We start from the raw sequence: 14,851 nt of genomic DNA on the forward strand, positions 1-14,851 counted from the left end.
TGCCGTGAAGTTACGCTGCGCGAACCAGGCCTGACCGGCCGTCGACTGGAGGAACCGGATGCGTGGTCCCGCCGCACGTCAGTTAGCGCTAGTAGCCCTCGCCGGGGCGCTCGTCTCCACCGGGGCCGCGGCCCCGCCCACCGCCGCGTCCCCACCGGCACCGGCCAAGGTGCCCGTAGCCGCCGGATACGGCGGGGCCGTCGCCAGCGTCGACGCCGACGCCTCCGCCGCGGGCATCGCCGTCCTGCGCTCGGGCGGCAACGCGGTGGACGCGGCGATCGCCACCGCCGCCGCCCTCGGGGTGACCGAGCCCTACTCGGCGGGCATCGGCGGAGGCGGCTACTTCGTCTACTACGAAGCGCGCTCGCGCCGGGTGCACACCATCGACGGCCGCGAGACCGCCCCCGCCACCGCCACCGAAACCCTGTTCCAGGAGAACGGCCTGCCCATCCCCTTCGCGGAGGGCCAGACCAGCGGACTCGGCGTCGGCGTCCCCGGCACCCCCGCCACCTGGAAGAGCGCCCTCGACGCCTGGGGCACGCGCCCGCTGGGCAAACTGCTGAAGCCCGCCGAGAAGCTGGCCCGCGACGGCTTCACGGTGGACGGCACCTTCCGGGCCCAGACCGAGCTCAACCAGGACCGCTTCAAGGACTTCCCGGCCACCTCGAAGCTCTTCCTGCCGGGCGGCGCCCTGCCGGTGGTCGGCTCCACCTTCAAGAACCCCGACCTTGCGGCCACCTACGCCGAGCTCGGCCGCAAGGGGACCGGCGCGCTCTACCGCGGCCCCATCGCCGAGGACATCGTGCGGGCCGTCCGCACACCCCCGGTGGACCCGGCGGCCACCCGCAAGGTCCGCCCCGGCGATCTGACCACCGGCGACCTGCGCGCGTACGTGACCAAACGGCAGGACCCGACCCGGGTGGGCTACCGCGGCCTGGACGTCTACAGCATGGCGCCCTCCTCCTCGGGCGGCACCACCGTCGGCGAGGCGCTGAACATCCTGGAGGGGACCGACCTCTCGAAGCTGTCCGAGAGCCAGTACCTGCACCGCTTCATCGAGGCCTCGCGGATCTCCTTCGCCGACCGGGGCCGCTGGGTCGGTGACCCGGCGGCGGTGAAGGTGCCGACGCGCGAGCTGCTCTCGCAGCGGTTCGCCGACTCGCGCGCCTGCCTGATCGCGCCGGACCGTACGCTCACCAGCCCGCTCGCGCCCGGTGACCCGCGCAACCCGGCGCCCTGCGCCACCACCGGCCGGGCCGCGCCGACGACGTACGAGGGGGAGAACACCACCCACCTGACGGCCGCCGACCGCTGGGGCAATGTGGTCAGCTACACCCTGACCATCGAGTCCACGGGCGGCAGCGCGATCACCGTCCCGGGCCGCGGCTTCCTGCTCAACAACGAGCTCACCGACTTCTCCTTCTCCCCGGCCGCGCCCGGCGTGCCGGACCCGAACCTGCCCGGTCCCGGCAAGCGGCCGCGCTCCTCCATGTCCCCGACGATCGTGCTGGAGAACGGGCGCCCGCTGCTCGCGGTGGGCTCCCCGGGCGGCGCCACCATCATCACCACCGTGCTGCAGACGCTGACCGGCCACCTGGACCGGGGCCTGCCGCTCGTCGACGCGATCGCCGCGCCGCGGGCCAGCCAGCGCAACCAGACCACCACCGAGCTGGAGCCGGGCCTGTGGAACAGCCCGCTGCGCGCGGAACTGGAGGCGATCGGCCACGGCTTCCGGCAGAACCCGGAGATCGGCGCGGCGACCGGCGTGCAGCGGCTGCCGGACGGGCGCTGGCTGGCGGCGGCCGAGACCAGCCGCCGCGGCGGTGGCTCGGCGATGGTGGTCCACCCGCACGGGAGGCCGTAGCGCCACGTCCCTCACCGCCCTCTAGGGGGCGGTGAGGATCCGCGGACCGTCGGCGGTGATCGCGACGGTGTGCTCCGAGTGGGCGGCCCGGCTGCCGTCGACGGTCCGCAGGGTCCAGCCGTCCGCGTCGCACGTGTAGTCGTCCGTACCGCCGGCGATCAGCATCGGCTCGATGGCGAGGACCAGACCGGGGCGCAGCTTCATGCCGTGTCCCGGCGGGCCCTCGTTGGGCACGCCCGGGTCCTCGTGCATGGCGCGGCCGATGCCGTGACCGCCGAAGCCGTCGGGGACGCCGTACCCGGCGGCGCGGCAGGTGGTGCCGATGGCGTGGGCGATGTCGCCGATCCGGTTGCCGGGCACGGCGGCGGCGATCCCGGCCGCGAGGGCCGCCTCGGAGGTCTCGATCAGCCGGAGGTCGGCGGGGCGGGCGCTGCCGACGGTGAAGCTGACCGCCGCGTCCCCGGCCCAGCCGCCGAGCAGTGCCCCGAAGTCGGCGCTGACCAGGTCCCCGTCCCGCAGCGGGTCCTCGCCGGGGATGCCGTGGACGATCGCGTCGTTCACCGAGAGGCACAGCACGGCGGGGAAGGGCACCGGGGCGAACTGCGGCCGGTAGCCCAGGAAGGGTGAGGTGGCGCCGGCCTCGCGGAGCACCTCGCGGGCCACCCGGTCCAGGTCCAGCGGGGACACTCCCACGTCGGCGGCCTCCCGTACGGCGGCCAGGGCGCGGGCGACCACCCGGCCCGCGGCGCGCATCTCGTCGATCTCTCGGTCCGTCTTCAGTTTCACCATGCCAATAACTATACCGGTATAACAATAACGGGATAGTTATTGGTGTCCGGGGTAGGATGAGGTCATGGTCCGTACCCCTCTCACACCCGAAGAGCGCGAGCGCGGCGAGCGGCTCGGCGTCCTGCTGCGCGAGGCCCGCGGCAGTCGCAGCATGGTCGAGGTCGCGGCCGGCGCCGGGCTCTCCGCCGAGACCCTGCGCAAGATCGAGACCGGCCGGGCGCCCACCCCCGCCTTCTTCACGGTCGCCGCCCTCGCCGCGGCGCTCGGGCTCTCCCTCGACGACCTGCTGCGCCGCTGCGCCGTCGTCCCCGCCTAGGTCGTCTCTTCCGGATCTTGCCGGGCTCGCGTCGACCGACAAGATCCAAAAGAGACGACCTAGGTCCTGCCGTTCGGGCGGGCCCGGCGGCCGAACGGCCCAATCGGCGGTGGGAGGTCCGGAGCGCGGGGCAAGCGTGAAGGCGTGTCAGCCATGAACGCATCCAAGCGCGTCGGTTTCGCCCTCGTCGGCGCCCTCCTCGCGGGCGGCCTGCTGCTCGCGGCGTGCGCCGTGCCCGAGGACCGGGCCCGCGAGGCGGACTTCCACCACCCCGGCGTCGTCGTCGGCGACGCCCAGCTCCGGCAGGCGAAGCAGATGGTCGCGGCGGGCCGGGAGCCCTGGCTGTCGGCGTACCGGGCACTGCTGAGGACCCGCTACGCCTCGCTCGGCTACACCCCGCACCCGGCCGACGTGGTGCCCTGCCCGTTCAACAGCGGACCGCAGTCCTGTCTCGACGAACGGCAGGACGCGATCGCCGCCTACACCCACGCCCTGCTGTGGTCGGTGAACGGCCGGACCGCCCACGCCCGCAAGGCCGTGCAGATCATGGACGCCTGGTCGGCCGTGATGAAGAAGCACCGCGAGGACAACGCCGGCCTCCAGGCCGCCTGGTCCGGGTCCAGCTGGGCACGGGCCGCCGAGCTCGTGCACGCCGGCTACCCGAACTGGGAGGAGCCGCGGGTCACCCGCTTCAAGGAGATGCTGCGCAAGGCCTACCTGCCGGCCGTCCGCGCCCAGGTGCCCGCCTACAACGGCAACTGGGAACTGGCCATGACCGACGCCGCCGTCTCCATCGCCGTCTTCCTGGAGGACCGGGTCGTCTTCCGGGAGTCCCTGGAACGGTTCCGGGCGCGCGTACCGGCGTACTTCTACCTCAGGATGGACGGCCCGCGCCCGATGGCCCCGCCGTACGCCGCCATCGAGACGGCCGACCAGGTCAAGGCGTACTGGTTCGACCAGGGCACCTACGTCGACGGCATCGCCCAGGAGACCTGCCGCAACCTCATGCACGTCGGCTACGCGCTCGCCGCGTCCGCGCACATCGCCGAGACCGCCTGGCACCAGGGCGTCGACCTCTACGGGGAGCAGTCCGCCCGGCTGCGGACCGCGCTGGAGTTCCACTCGAAGTACCAGCTCGGTGCCGAGGCCCCGAAGTGGCTGTGCGGCGGCAAGGTGGAGCGGACCATGGGGCCCGACCTGGAGGTGGCCCTGCACCACTACGAGACGCGGACCGGCGCGAAGCTCCCCTACACCCGCGCCCTGGTCGAGGAGATGCGTCCGGCCGGGACGGACGAGCTCTTCGTGGCCTGGGAGACCGTCAGCCACGGAGAGGCCCCACCCGCCTGACACCGTCCACGGCGCACGCCTAGGGTGCCGGTATGGATCTCGAGGAGCTCGGCAGAGCGCGGTACGTCAGTCTCACCACCTTCCGCAAGGACGGCACGCCCGTGGCTACCCCCGTGTGGGCCGTGGCCGACGGGGGCGAGCTGTACGTGTGGACGCGCACCGATACGTGGAAGGTCAAGCGGATCCGTAACAACGGGCGGGTCGTCGTGACCGCCTGCGACGTCCGCGGGCGCGTGCAGGAAGGGGCGACGGCGTACGAGGGCGAGGCCCGGCTGCTCGACGAGGCGGGGCTGCGGCGGGTGCGGAAGCTGATGTCGCGCAAGTACACGTGGCAGTACTGGTTGGTCGACGTGCCCGCCACTCTGGCGCGCGGGGGCAAGCGTCCGCACACCGCGATCGCCGTCAAGCTTTGAGATTCCCGTAGCCCGCCCGTAACACAGGTGGGATCCAATGCGGTCATGGAGACCGCGACTTCACTGGCGATCAGTCAACTCTCGGGATATTTACGGGGATTGACGCAGAGACTGGATCCCGGGGCAGGCTGGTACGGGGAGTTTCTGCGCCGGGATCCCCAGGGCGTGCGGGCCTGTCTCGACGGGGCGGCGATGCCCCCGTGGGACGTGGTGGAATCGCTGCTGCGCGACCTGGCCGGCGCGCGGGGCGCGGAGTTCGCGGCCCGGGAGACCGTATACGCGGCCCGGCTGCGGGCCGCGGCCGTCACCGCGTGGGACCGGCTGCCGGGCGGCGAGGAGGAGCTGCGGACCCTGCTCGGGGCGGCTGCCTCCCAGCGGGCCGAGTCGCAGGCGGCCCTGCGGGACCTGACGGTACGGCTCGGCGGGTCCACCGGCCGGGCGGAGACGGACGCCCTCACCAGGGAACTGGTCTGGGCCCAGGACGACGTGGCCCGCGCCGCGGCCCGCCACGAGGATCTGTCGGCGCGTCTGCGGGCCCTGCGGGCGGGCCCGCAGGGGTTGTGGTCCGCCCGGCCGGAGGTCGCGGAGTGGCTGCCCGGGGTGCCCCGGCAACGGCCTGCGCAGGCCGGACCGCCCGCCGGCCGGACGGGGGCGGAGGAGCCCCCGGCCCGGCCCGAGGCGCCCCCTGCCCGGCCCGAGACGCCGGTCGGCCGCGCCGAAGGGCGGTGGCTGCGCGGTGCACGGCGCTCCGGAGGCGCCCGGTACGCGGGCTCGGCGGCCCCCGCGGCCCCGGCCTTCACCCTGCCGCCGGGGTACACCGACGGGGACGGCGCGCCGGATTCGGGTCCCGGCGCGGCCCTGCCCGCGCCGCGCGGAGCCCGCTTCGCCGGCCCGGCCCCCGACCCCGAGCCCGACCCCGAGCCCGACCCCGAGCCCGGCCCCGCAGCCGACCCCGCCGCCGGGCCCGCAGGAGGCGAAGCCGCGCCCCCTGCCGCACACCACCACCCCACCGACCCCGCCGCCCACCCCGCGCCGCCGGCGAAAGCTCCCGGAGCCGTCGCTGCCGCCCTGCTCGCCCTGCGCGCGCAGGGCCGCAGCGGCGAGGCGCACGCCCTGCTGTGCGAGGCCGCGGCCCGGCCCGCCGAGCACCTGCCCGCCCTCGCCGCCGAGCTGACCCGGGCCGGGCTCGCGGCCGACTGGGCCACCCTGCTGTGGGAGGCGGCCTCGCTCCCGCCCGAACGGCTCGCGGCGGCCGCGGCCGCCCTCGGCGCCGCCGGCCGGGAGGCCGACTGCGACGCCCTGCTGCGCCAGGGCGTGGCCCGACCCGTCGCCGAGGTCGCGGACGCGGCGCTCGCCCTCGGCGGGTCCGGCCGGATCCGCGAGGCCGACGCCCTGCTCGGCGCCTTCGTCCGGGTGCGCACCGCCGAGGAGGCGGCGGGGCTGGCCCGGCACGACCCGCAGTGGTTCGCGCCGCGGCTGCTCCGGGCGGCCCGGGCGCTGTCCGCAACCCGGCACCGAGACCTGGCCCACGCCCTCCGGGTGGCGGGCATCGGCGGGGCCTGGGGTTGCTAACCCGCCCGTCTGCTGACCGCATTCGACCGCGCGGCGACGTAACGTGATCGACTACTCCAACCGCGCACGGCGCTCTTGCCCCACGCTGTGACGAGGCCTACGTTCTACTCCCTACGCACACCGTCTACGTGCGTAGAACCCGGCGTTCCCGTCGCGAGGAGCAGCTCATGGCCCAAGTCGTCCGCGCCGCGCTGGTCCAGGCCACCTGGACCGGAGACACCGATTCGATGATCGCCAAACACGAGGAGTACGCCCGCCGGGCGGCTGCCGAGGGCGCGAAGATCATCGGCTTCCAGGAAGTCTTCAACGCCCCCTACTTCTGCCAGGTCCAGGAGCCCGAGCACTACCGCTGGGCCGAGGCCGTCCCCGACGGCCCGACCGTACGCCGTATGCAGGACCTGGCCCGCGAGACCGGCATGGTGATCGTCGTACCGGTCTTCGAGCTGGAGAGCGAGGGCTTCTACTACAACACCGCCGCCGTCATCGACGCCGACGGCAGTTACCTGGGCAAGTACCGCAAGCACCACATTCCCCAGGTCAAAGGCTTCTGGGAGAAGTACTACTTCCGTCCGGGCAACCTCGGCTGGCCCGTCTTCGACACCGCCGTCGGCCGGATCGGCGTCTACATCTGCTACGACCGCCACTTCCCCGAGGGATGGCGCCAACTGGGCCTGGCCGGAGCCCAGCTGGTCTACAACCCGTCCGCCACCTCCCGAGGCCTGTCCGCATACCTGTGGCAGCTGGAGCAGCCCGCCTCCGCCGTCGCCAACGAGTACTTCATCGCCGCCATCAACCGCGTCGGCCAGGAGGAGTACGGCGACAACGACTTCTACGGCACCAGCTACTTCGTCGACCCGCGCGGCCAGTTCGTCGGGGAGGTCGCCAGCGACAAGGACGAGGAACTCGTCGTCCGCGACCTCGACTTCGACCTGATCAAGGAGGTCCGCGACCAGTGGGCCTTCTACCGCGACCGCCGTCCCGACGCCTACGGAGGGCTCGTACAGCCGTGACCAACCCGACCCCGCTCCACAACCGCCACCGCACCGTGCTGCCCGACTGGCTCGCGCTCTACTACAAGCACCCCATCGAGCTCACCCACGGCGAGGGCCGTCACGTCTGGGACGCGGACGGCAACCGCTACCTCGACTTCTTCGGCGGCATCCTCACCACGATGACCGCCCACGCCCTGCCCGAGGTCACCAAGGCCGTGTCCGAGCAGGCCGGGCGGATCATCCACTCCTCCACGCTCTACCTCAACCGGCCGATGATCGAGCTGGCCGAGCGGGTCGCCGCCCTCTCCGGCATCCCCGACGCCCGGGTCTTCTTCACCACCTCCGGTACCGAGGCCAACGACACCGCCCTGCTGCTCGCGACGACGTACCGCCGCTCCAACCAGATCCTGGCGATGCGCAACAGCTACCACGGCCGGTCCTTCTCCACCGTCTCGATCACCGGCAACCGCGGCTGGTCCCCGACCAGCCTCTCGCCGCTCCAGACGTACTACGTCCAGGGCGCCGTCCGCACCCGCGGCCCGCTCGCCCACCTGGACGACGCGGCCTTCACCGCCGCCGCCGTCGCGGACCTGGAGGACGTGCTCGGCCAGGCCCGCGGGGGAGTGGCCGCCCTCATCGCCGAGCCGATCCAGGGCGTCGGCGGCTTCACCTCACCGCCCGACGGCCTCTACGGTGCCTTCCGGGAGGTCCTGGACCGCCACGGCATCCTGTGGATCAGCGACGAGGTGCAGACCGGCTGGGGTCGCACCGGTGAGCACTTCTGGGGCTGGCAGGCGCACGCCCAGAACGGCCCGCCGGACATCCTCACCTTCGCCAAGGGCATCGGCAACGGCATGTCCATCGGCGGGGTCGTGGCCCGTGCCGAGGTGATGAACTGCCTGGACTCCAACTCCATCTCCACCTTCGGCGGTTCCCCGGTCACCATGGCGGCCGGCGTCGCCAACCTCGCGTACCTGCTGGAGCACGACCTCCAGGGCAACGCCCGCCGCGTCGGCGGCCTGCTCCTGGAGCGGCTGCGGGGGATCGCCGCCACCGTGCCCGCCGTACGGGAGGTCCGCGGCCGGGGCCTGATGGCCGGCCTGGAACTCACCAAGCCCGGCACCGACGAGGCCGACCCGGACGCGGCCGCCGCCGTCCTGGAGGCGGCCCGCGAGGGCGGCCTGCTGCTCGGCAAGGGCGGCGGGTACAACACCAGCGTGCTGCGCATCGCGCCGCCGCTCTCCCTCACCGTCGCCGAGGCGGAAGAGGGCGCCGAGATCCTCGAACAGGCCTTGCGCAGCATTTGAGTAGGGGGATCACATGAGCATCCGCACCCTGATCCGCGGCGGCCTCGTCGTCACCGCCTCCGACGAGGTCCACGCGGACGTCCTGATCGAGGACGGCCGCGTGGCGGCGCTGGCCGCGCACGGCTCGGCGGCCGCCGGGGCCTGGACGGCCGACCGTACGATCGACGCCACCGGGAAGTACGTCATCCCCGGCGGGGTCGACGCGCACACCCACATGGAACTCCCCTTCGGAGGCACCTCGGCCTCCGACACCTTCGAGACCGGAACCAGAGCCGCCGCCTGGGGCGGCACCACCACCATCGTCGACTTCGCCGTGCAGAGCGTGGGCCACTCCCTGCGCGAGGGACTCGACACCTGGTACGCCAAGGCCGACGGCAACTGCGCCATCGACTACGCCTTCCACATGATCCTCTCGGACGTCAACGAGAGGACGCTCAAGGAGATGGACCACCTCGTCGGTGAGGGGGTCACCTCCTTCAAGCTGTTCATGGCCTACCCCGGAGTCTTCTACAGCGACGACGGACAGATCCTGCGGGCCATGCAGCGCGGCGCCGCCAACGGCGGGCTGATCATGATGCACGCCGAGAACGGCATCGCGATCGACGTACTCGTCGAACAGGCCCTCGCCCGCGGGGAGACCGACCCCCGCCACCACGGCGAGGTCCGCAAGGTGCTGCTGGAGGCCGAGGCCACCCACCGGGCCATCCAGCTGGCGCGGGTCGCCGGCGCCCCGCTGTACGTGGTCCACGTCTCCGCGGAGGAAGCGGTCGCCGAGCTCGCCGCCGCCCGCGACAAGGGTCTCCCCGTCTTCGGGGAGACCTGTCCGCAGTACCTGTTCCTGTCCACCGACAACCTGGAGGAGCCCGACTTCCAGGGCGCCAAGTACGTGTGTTCCACCCCGCTGCGTCCCCGGGAGCACCAGGCGGCGCTGTGGCGGGGCCTGCGGACCAACGACCTCCAGGTGGTCTCCACCGACCACTGCCCCTTCTGTTTCCGGGGCCAGAAGGAGCTGGGCCGCGGGGACTTCTCCAAGATCCCCAACGGGCTGCCGGGGGTGGAGAACCGCATGGACCTCCTCCACCAGGCCGTCCTGGACGGGCACATCAGCCGCCGACGCTGGATCGAGATCGCCTGTGCGAGCCCGGCCCGGATGTTCGGTCTCTACCCGCAGAAGGGCACCATCGCGCCGGGTTCCGACGCCGACATCGTCCTCTACGATCCGCACGCCGAGCAGGTCATCTCCGCCGAGACGCACCACATGAACGTGGACTACTCGGCGTACGAGGGCAAGCGGATCACCGGACGCGTCGACACCGTGCTCTCGCGCGGCGAACTCGTCATCGACCAGCGCGAATTCACCGGCCGGGCCGGCCACGGCGCCTTCGTCCACCGCTCCACCTGCCAGTACCTGTAAAGAGCGTCAAGGAGCCGCCCGTATGGACTTCGGCCTCGTCCTGCAGACCGACCCGCCCGCATCCCAGGTCGTCAGCCTCATGAAGCGCGCCGAGCGCAACGGCTTCCGCTACGGCTGGACCTTCGACTCCGCCGTGCTGTGGCAGGAGCCGTTCGTCATCTACAGCCAGATCCTGGAACACACCCGCAAGCTGCACATCGGCCCCATGGTCACCAACCCCGGCACCCGCACCTGGGAAGTGACCGCCTCCACCTTCGCCACACTCAACGACATGTTCGGCAACCGCACCGTCTGCGGGATCGGGCGCGGGGACTCGGCGATGAGGGTCGCCGGGCGCAAGCCCAACACCCTGGCCCGGCTCGGCGAGGCCATCGACGTCATCCGGGACCTGGCCGAGGGCCGCGAGGCCCTGGTCGACGGCAACCCGATCCGCCTGCCGTGGGTCCGCGACGGGAAGCTCCCGGTGTGGATGGCGGCGTACGGGCCGAAGGCGCTGGCCCTGGCGGGGGAGAAGGCCGACGGCTTCATCCTCCAGCTGGCCGACCCCTACCTGACCGAGTGGATGGTCAAGTCGGTCCGCGAGGCCGCCGTGGCGGCCGGCCGGGACCCGGCGGAGATCACCATCTGCGTGGCGGCCCCGGCGTACGTGAGCGAGGACCTCGCGCACGCCCGGGACCAGTGCCGCTGGTTCGGCGGCATGGTCGGCAACCACGTCGCCGACCTGGTCGGCCGCTACGGAGAGCACTCGTCGATGGTTCCCGACGAGCTGACCGAGTACATCAAGTCCCGCGAGGGCTACGACTACAGCCACCACGGACGGGCCGGGAACCCGTCCACCGACTTCGTCCCCGACGAGATCGTCGACCGCTTCTGCCTGCTGGGCCCGGTCGAGGCGCACATCGAGAAGCTGAGGACCCTGCGCGACCTGGGAGTCGACCAGTTCGCCGTCTACGACATGCACGACGCACGGGAGGCAACGATCGACGCGTACGGCCAGCACATCATCCCGTCGTTCAACTGACCCCCACGCGCACCGCGGGGCCGACCGGGAGGCCGGCCCCGCAGCGGGCTGCCGACGGCGCTCGGCCCCGGGACAACACGCCGTGGAGGTGAGGACGGATCACTGGCCGGCAGTGCGCTGGGCCAGGTCACAGGCCGAAGATCCGTGCGATGAAGAACGCGCCGACGAGCAGAGCGCCGGCGACTATCAGCCACAGCCAGAATGCGGGATGCTCCCAGACGCCGCCATCCGCGCGTTCCTGGTGTGCCTCCGCTGTCGATCCTTCGGCCGGTGGGGTTTCCTCAGGCGGTACGAGTGGATCGGACATGGCTCACGCTCCCTCCGGTTCTCTTCTCTGTCCCCTGACGCCTGCTGCACGGATCAGGTCTTCGCCGGTTGCCGACGCATCGGCAGGAACAAGGGTTTCTGCACGCTCGTGGTGCGCGAGAGCCAGGCCGAGCGACCCGGCCATTTCACCCCTCATTCGCCTCGTGCGCCGCCCCCGGATGCACCGCCGTATCAGTCGACGCCCTCCGCGGTCCCGCATCTGTGTCCCCTCCTCGACGAGCCACAGGTTTCGAACAGCGTTCGGACGGCCGAGACCTCAGGGCGCCTCGCCCTCCCGGTCGTGTTCCTGGCGGAGCAGTTGCGGCAGATCGTCCAGCCGGTCGAGACCCCGCACGGCGCCGGCCGTGCGGGCGTTGTGCCTCAGGAGGGCTTGGTGGCGGTGGAGGAAGGACCAGTAGCCGGCGGTGAACGGGCAGGCGTCTTCGCCGACGCGGGAGCCGGGGCGGTAGCGGCACGGCCCGCAGAGGTCGCTCATGCGGTTGATGTAAGCGCCGCCGGACGTATAGGGCTTGGTGGTCATCCGGCCGCCATCGGCGTACTGGGACATGCCGACCACGTTGGGCAGCATCACCCAGTCGTAGCCGTCGACGAAGGAGCGGTGGAACCAGTCGGTGAGGGCTTCCGGGTCCCAGCCCCGCTGGAGGGCGTAGCTGCCGAGGACCATCAGCCGTGGGATGTGGTGGGTCCATCCGGTGTCCCTGACCTGGCGGAGTACGGTCGAGAGGCAGTGGGCCGATACGGCGTCGGCATCGAGCGAGACCCACCAGGCGGGCAGGGGAGCGGTGTGCCCCAGGGCGTTGGACTTCCGGTAGTCCTCTCCGAAGTGCCAGTACAGGTGCCAGACGTACTCGCGCCAGCCGGCGACCTGCCTGATGAAGCCCTCGGCGGAGTTGAGCGGTGCCCTGCCCGTTCGCCAGGCGGTCTCTGCACGGCTCACGCACTCGGAGGGATCCAGCAGGCCCAGGTTGAGGGAGGAGGACAGCAGGCTGTGGCTCAGTACGGGATCGGCAGCCAGCATGGCGTCCTCGTGGGCGCCGAAGCCCGGGAGCCGGAGGTCGACGAAGCGCCGAAGTGCGGCGAGCGCCTCTCGCCTGTCGGCGGGGAAGAGCCGGGGGCCGTCCCGGCCGACGAAACAGACATCGCCGGTGCGCTCCCAGCGGTCGAGGTCCTCGCGGACCAAGGCGTCGATCTCGTCCTCGCGAGGGCGGTAGGGGGCGGGGGAACCAAGCGTCCGAGCTCCCCGCGGCGGGGGCTGCCGGTTGTCGTGGTCGAGGTTCCACTGTCCTCCCACCGGTTCGCCCCCGTCCATCAACAGGTCGTGTTCCCTGCGCACATGGCGGTAGAAGTTCTCCATCCGCAGCCCGCCTCCGGGGTGGGAGGCAGCCCATGCGGCGAACTCCTCCCGGGTGATGAGGAAGCCGCGGGGAGGGAGGACCGTGACGTTGTCCAGGGAGTTCACGAAGACCGCCGCGGCCCGGGAGGTCGGGTGGCAGACGGTGACGGGCTTGCCGCCCACCGCCCGGCGCAGGCCCTCACGGTAGGTGTCGGCCTTGACGTAGACGACGCGGTCGCCGAGTTCGGCGGCGCGGTGCCGCATCGCTGAAAGAATCAGGTGGGCCTTGGCCCGGTGAAACCGGCGGCGCCGGAATACGGCCCGTGATTCGATCATCACCACCGGACTCTCGCGGGAGGGCCCGCCGTCCTCCCCCGCGGCGGTGAAGGCCGGTCCCAGCTGGTCCCCGAAGAGCCAGTGCGTGCTGTTCATGCGGCCGCCTCGTGTCGTCGTGGCCCGCGGCGCTTTCGGGCACGGCCCGTCAAGATCGCCACAGGCGCTCCTGAGTACGGATGGAGCGCCTTGTGCGCGTCCGGTCCCCTCCCTTGTTCGGCGTGCGGCCGGGGTCCGGATGCAGCCGTGCTCCCGGCCTGCAGCCAGACACCCGGCTGCCGCAGCGGAGGGGAGCGAGCAGGGCCGCTTGCGTGCCGTACGGCAGCCGGAACCACCGCCCAGGCATCCATGCATGCTGATTCGGGCGAAGAGAAAACAAGGCGCAGTAACACATCCTGGACCGGCGGACGAGGTTCGCTCCGCACGTTCGCCATGGCCCTCAAGGGCGGCGGCCGGCTGGACAGTATGTGAGGCCGCGCCGTCACCAGACGGACGGGAGGCTTCTCATGGGCGGAAAATACACAGGAGACGGTGGCGGTTCCCGGAGCCGGGAGTCGGTGTGGGACTATCCCCGCCCACCCCGGATCGAGGCTGACACACGGCACGTGGTGGTGTGTCACGCGGGTGTGGCGCTGGCAGACTCCCGGCGCTGCCTGCGGGTGCTGGAGACCAGCCATCCGCCGGTTTTCTGCATTCCACGGGCGGATGTGCGTGTCGCATTCCTGTCCGCCTCGGAGCGGCGGAGCGTATGCGAGTGGAAGGGCGTGGCCACCTACTGGAACCTCGCTCTCGCGTCGGACCGTCCGCCGGAGCCCGAGGTGGCGTGGAGCTACGAGGCGCCGCACCCGGGCTACGCATCGATCAGGGGCCATCTCGCGTTCTACCCCGGCCGGGTCGATGCGTGCACGGTGGACGGCGAGCGGGTGCGGGCCCAGCCGGGCGGGTTCTACGGCGGGTGGATCACGGACGAGATCACAGGTCCTTTCAAGGGAGGGCCCGGGACCGTGGGCTGGTGACGTGGGCGGATGCCGTGCATCCGGGGACAGCCCGGCAGGCGAACCAAGGGCAGGGGGATCCTGCGGAGGGAGTGCTCATGCGTGGATCGGACGTGCGGGTCCTTGTCGTGGGTGCCGGCGGCGAAGTCGGCGGCATCGCGGCTCGCCGGCTTGCCGGGCTCGGTGCCTCGGTCGCGCTGGCGGGGCGCAACCGCGGCCGGATCGCGCAGCGGGCCGAGGCGCTCGGCGGCCTGCCGTGGTGCGTGTTCGACGCCTACGACCTGGACCGCTGCGCGGGCCTGTCGGCATGGGCGAAGGCTGCACTCGACGGGCTCGACGCGCTCGTGGTGACGATCGGTGTGGCCGGCTTCGGGCGGGCCCCGGAGGTGACCGACACAGTGTGCGAGCATCTTTTCACTGTCAATGCCATGGCTCCGATCGCCATGGTGCGCGGCGCGATCGGAGTGCTGTCCGAGGGTGGTGCGGCCGTCGTGGTGACCGGCGAGATCGTGGACCGGCCGGCTCTGGGCATGGCTGACTACGCGGCGTCCAAGACCGCGCTGGCGACCTGGCTGGGAGTGGCCGGCCGGGAGGCCCGACGCCAGGGGATCACGGTCACGGACGTGCGTCTGCCCCACCTCGACACCGGTTTCGCCGGGCGCGCGGTGGTGGGCCGGGCCCCGGCACTCGGGCCGGGAGCCGATCCGGAGGAAGCAGTGGACCGCCTGGTCGTCGTGCCGATACTGGCCGCCCGCGGGGGACCGGGTCATCTGCCGCGACGCGCCGCAAGCTCCGTGCTCCGTACACGCGTGGATTCCGCGTTCTAGG

At 72.2% G+C, this 14,851-nt stretch carries 14 protein-coding genes; 11 read left to right on the forward strand and 3 right to left on the reverse strand.

Annotated elements, in window-relative coordinates:
* The first annotated feature begins 58 nt into the window (after nucleotides 1-58).
* Entirely contained in the window at nucleotides 59-1,864 is a 1,806-nt protein-coding gene (gene ggt / locus OG444_RS30430; protein WP_327265197.1) for a gamma-glutamyltransferase, read from the forward strand.
* A gap of 21 nt (nucleotides 1,865-1,885) precedes the next feature.
* Here ggt and map read toward each other — a convergent pair whose 3' ends face one another.
* A complete protein-coding gene (gene map / locus OG444_RS30435; RefSeq protein WP_327265198.1) occupies nucleotides 1,886-2,653 on the reverse strand; it encodes a type I methionyl aminopeptidase in 768 nt (255 codons plus the stop codon).
* Nucleotides 2,654-2,717: 64 nt separating this feature from the next.
* Here map and OG444_RS30440 point away from each other — a divergent pair, with 64 nt between their 5' ends.
* From OG444_RS30440 to OG444_RS30475, 8 genes are all read left to right on the forward strand, one after another.
* Nucleotides 2,718-2,969: a helix-turn-helix domain-containing protein gene (locus tag OG444_RS30440; protein WP_202198890.1), complete on the forward strand. Its 252-nt coding sequence runs from the start codon at nucleotides 2,718-2,720 to the stop codon at nucleotides 2,967-2,969.
* Between the two features lie 153 nt (nucleotides 2,970-3,122).
* Nucleotides 3,123-4,316 carry an alginate lyase family protein gene (locus tag OG444_RS30445; RefSeq protein WP_327265199.1) on the forward strand — a complete coding sequence of 398 codons (1,194 nt, stop codon included), beginning with the start codon at nucleotides 3,123-3,125 and terminating at the stop codon, nucleotides 4,314-4,316.
* Between the two features lie 32 nt (nucleotides 4,317-4,348).
* Nucleotides 4,349-4,729: a PPOX class F420-dependent oxidoreductase gene (locus OG444_RS30450; protein WP_327265200.1), complete on the forward strand. Its 381-nt coding sequence runs from the start codon at nucleotides 4,349-4,351 to the stop codon at nucleotides 4,727-4,729.
* Between the two features lie 99 nt (nucleotides 4,730-4,828).
* Nucleotides 4,829-6,301 carry a hypothetical protein gene (locus OG444_RS30455; RefSeq protein ID WP_327265201.1) on the forward strand — a complete coding sequence of 491 codons (1,473 nt, stop codon included), beginning with the start codon at nucleotides 4,829-4,831 and terminating at the stop codon, nucleotides 6,299-6,301.
* A gap of 167 nt (nucleotides 6,302-6,468) precedes the next feature.
* Nucleotides 6,469-7,311, forward strand: coding sequence for a nitrilase-related carbon-nitrogen hydrolase (locus tag OG444_RS30460; protein ID WP_327265202.1), 843 nt, complete (start codon nucleotides 6,469-6,471; stop codon nucleotides 7,309-7,311).
* The gene (locus tag OG444_RS30465; protein WP_327265203.1) at nucleotides 7,308-8,600 is read left to right on the forward strand and encodes an aspartate aminotransferase family protein; all 1,293 of its coding nucleotides are present in this window, start codon (nucleotides 7,308-7,310) and stop codon (nucleotides 8,598-8,600) included. The genes OG444_RS30460 and OG444_RS30465 overlap by 4 nt, the downstream gene beginning before the upstream one ends.
* A gap of 13 nt (nucleotides 8,601-8,613) precedes the next feature.
* Entirely contained in the window at nucleotides 8,614-10,014 is a 1,401-nt protein-coding gene (hydA, locus tag OG444_RS30470) for a dihydropyrimidinase (RefSeq protein WP_327265204.1), read from the forward strand.
* A 22-nt stretch (nucleotides 10,015-10,036) separates the two neighbouring features.
* A complete protein-coding gene (locus tag OG444_RS30475; RefSeq protein WP_327265205.1) occupies nucleotides 10,037-11,035 on the forward strand; it encodes a TIGR03842 family LLM class F420-dependent oxidoreductase in 999 nt (332 codons plus the stop codon).
* Nucleotides 11,036-11,162: 127 nt separating this feature from the next.
* Here OG444_RS30475 and OG444_RS30480 read toward each other — a convergent pair whose 3' ends face one another.
* Nucleotides 11,163-11,342: a DUF6480 family protein gene (locus tag OG444_RS30480; protein WP_327265206.1), complete on the reverse strand. Its 180-nt coding sequence runs from the start codon at nucleotides 11,340-11,342 to the stop codon at nucleotides 11,163-11,165.
* Nucleotides 11,343-11,618: 276 nt separating this feature from the next.
* A complete protein-coding gene (locus OG444_RS30485) occupies nucleotides 11,619-13,127 on the reverse strand; it encodes a cryptochrome/photolyase family protein (RefSeq protein WP_327265207.1) in 1,509 nt (502 codons plus the stop codon).
* A 407-nt stretch (nucleotides 13,128-13,534) separates the two neighbouring features.
* Between OG444_RS30485 and OG444_RS30490 the strand changes: the two genes are divergently transcribed.
* Entirely contained in the window at nucleotides 13,535-14,044 is a 510-nt protein-coding gene (locus tag OG444_RS30490) for a DUF427 domain-containing protein (protein WP_327265208.1), read from the forward strand.
* Between the two features lie 77 nt (nucleotides 14,045-14,121).
* On the forward strand, nucleotides 14,122-14,850 hold the full coding sequence (locus OG444_RS30495; protein WP_327265209.1) for an SDR family NAD(P)-dependent oxidoreductase: 729 nt from the start codon (nucleotides 14,122-14,124) through the stop codon (nucleotides 14,848-14,850).
* Nucleotide 14,851: the final 1 nt, after the last annotated feature.

The sequence above is a fragment of the Streptomyces sp. NBC_01232 genome (genome assembly GCF_035989885.1).
In the GTDB taxonomy this organism is placed as follows: Bacteria; Actinomycetota; Actinomycetes; order Streptomycetales; family Streptomycetaceae; genus Streptomyces.

What these genes read in the sequence shown, in the direction of transcription:
- map (WP_327265198.1), bottom strand. Translation starts at nt 2,653, where the DNA reads ATGGTGAAACTGAAGACGGACCGAGAGATCGACGAGATGCGCGCCGCG.
- OG444_RS30445 (WP_327265199.1), top strand. Translation starts at nt 3,123, where the DNA reads ATGAACGCATCCAAGCGCGTCGGTTTCGCCCTCGTCGGCGCCCTCCTC.
- OG444_RS30490 (WP_327265208.1), top strand. Translation starts at nt 13,535, where the DNA reads ATGGGCGGAAAATACACAGGAGACGGTGGCGGTTCCCGGAGCCGGGAG.
- OG444_RS30485 (WP_327265207.1), bottom strand. Translation starts at nt 13,127, where the DNA reads ATGAACAGCACGCACTGGCTCTTCGGGGACCAGCTGGGACCGGCCTTC.
- OG444_RS30475 (WP_327265205.1), top strand. Translation starts at nt 10,037, where the DNA reads ATGGACTTCGGCCTCGTCCTGCAGACCGACCCGCCCGCATCCCAGGTC.
- OG444_RS30480 (WP_327265206.1), bottom strand. Translation starts at nt 11,342, where the DNA reads ATGTCCGATCCACTCGTACCGCCTGAGGAAACCCCACCGGCCGAAGGA.
- OG444_RS30450 (WP_327265200.1), top strand. Translation starts at nt 4,349, where the DNA reads ATGGATCTCGAGGAGCTCGGCAGAGCGCGGTACGTCAGTCTCACCACC.
- ggt (WP_327265197.1), top strand. Translation starts at nt 59, where the DNA reads ATGCGTGGTCCCGCCGCACGTCAGTTAGCGCTAGTAGCCCTCGCCGGG.
- OG444_RS30495 (WP_327265209.1), top strand. Translation starts at nt 14,122, where the DNA reads ATGCGTGGATCGGACGTGCGGGTCCTTGTCGTGGGTGCCGGCGGCGAA.
- hydA (WP_327265204.1), top strand. Translation starts at nt 8,614, where the DNA reads ATGAGCATCCGCACCCTGATCCGCGGCGGCCTCGTCGTCACCGCCTCC.
- OG444_RS30460 (WP_327265202.1), top strand. Translation starts at nt 6,469, where the DNA reads ATGGCCCAAGTCGTCCGCGCCGCGCTGGTCCAGGCCACCTGGACCGGA.
- OG444_RS30440 (WP_202198890.1), top strand. Translation starts at nt 2,718, where the DNA reads ATGGTCCGTACCCCTCTCACACCCGAAGAGCGCGAGCGCGGCGAGCGG.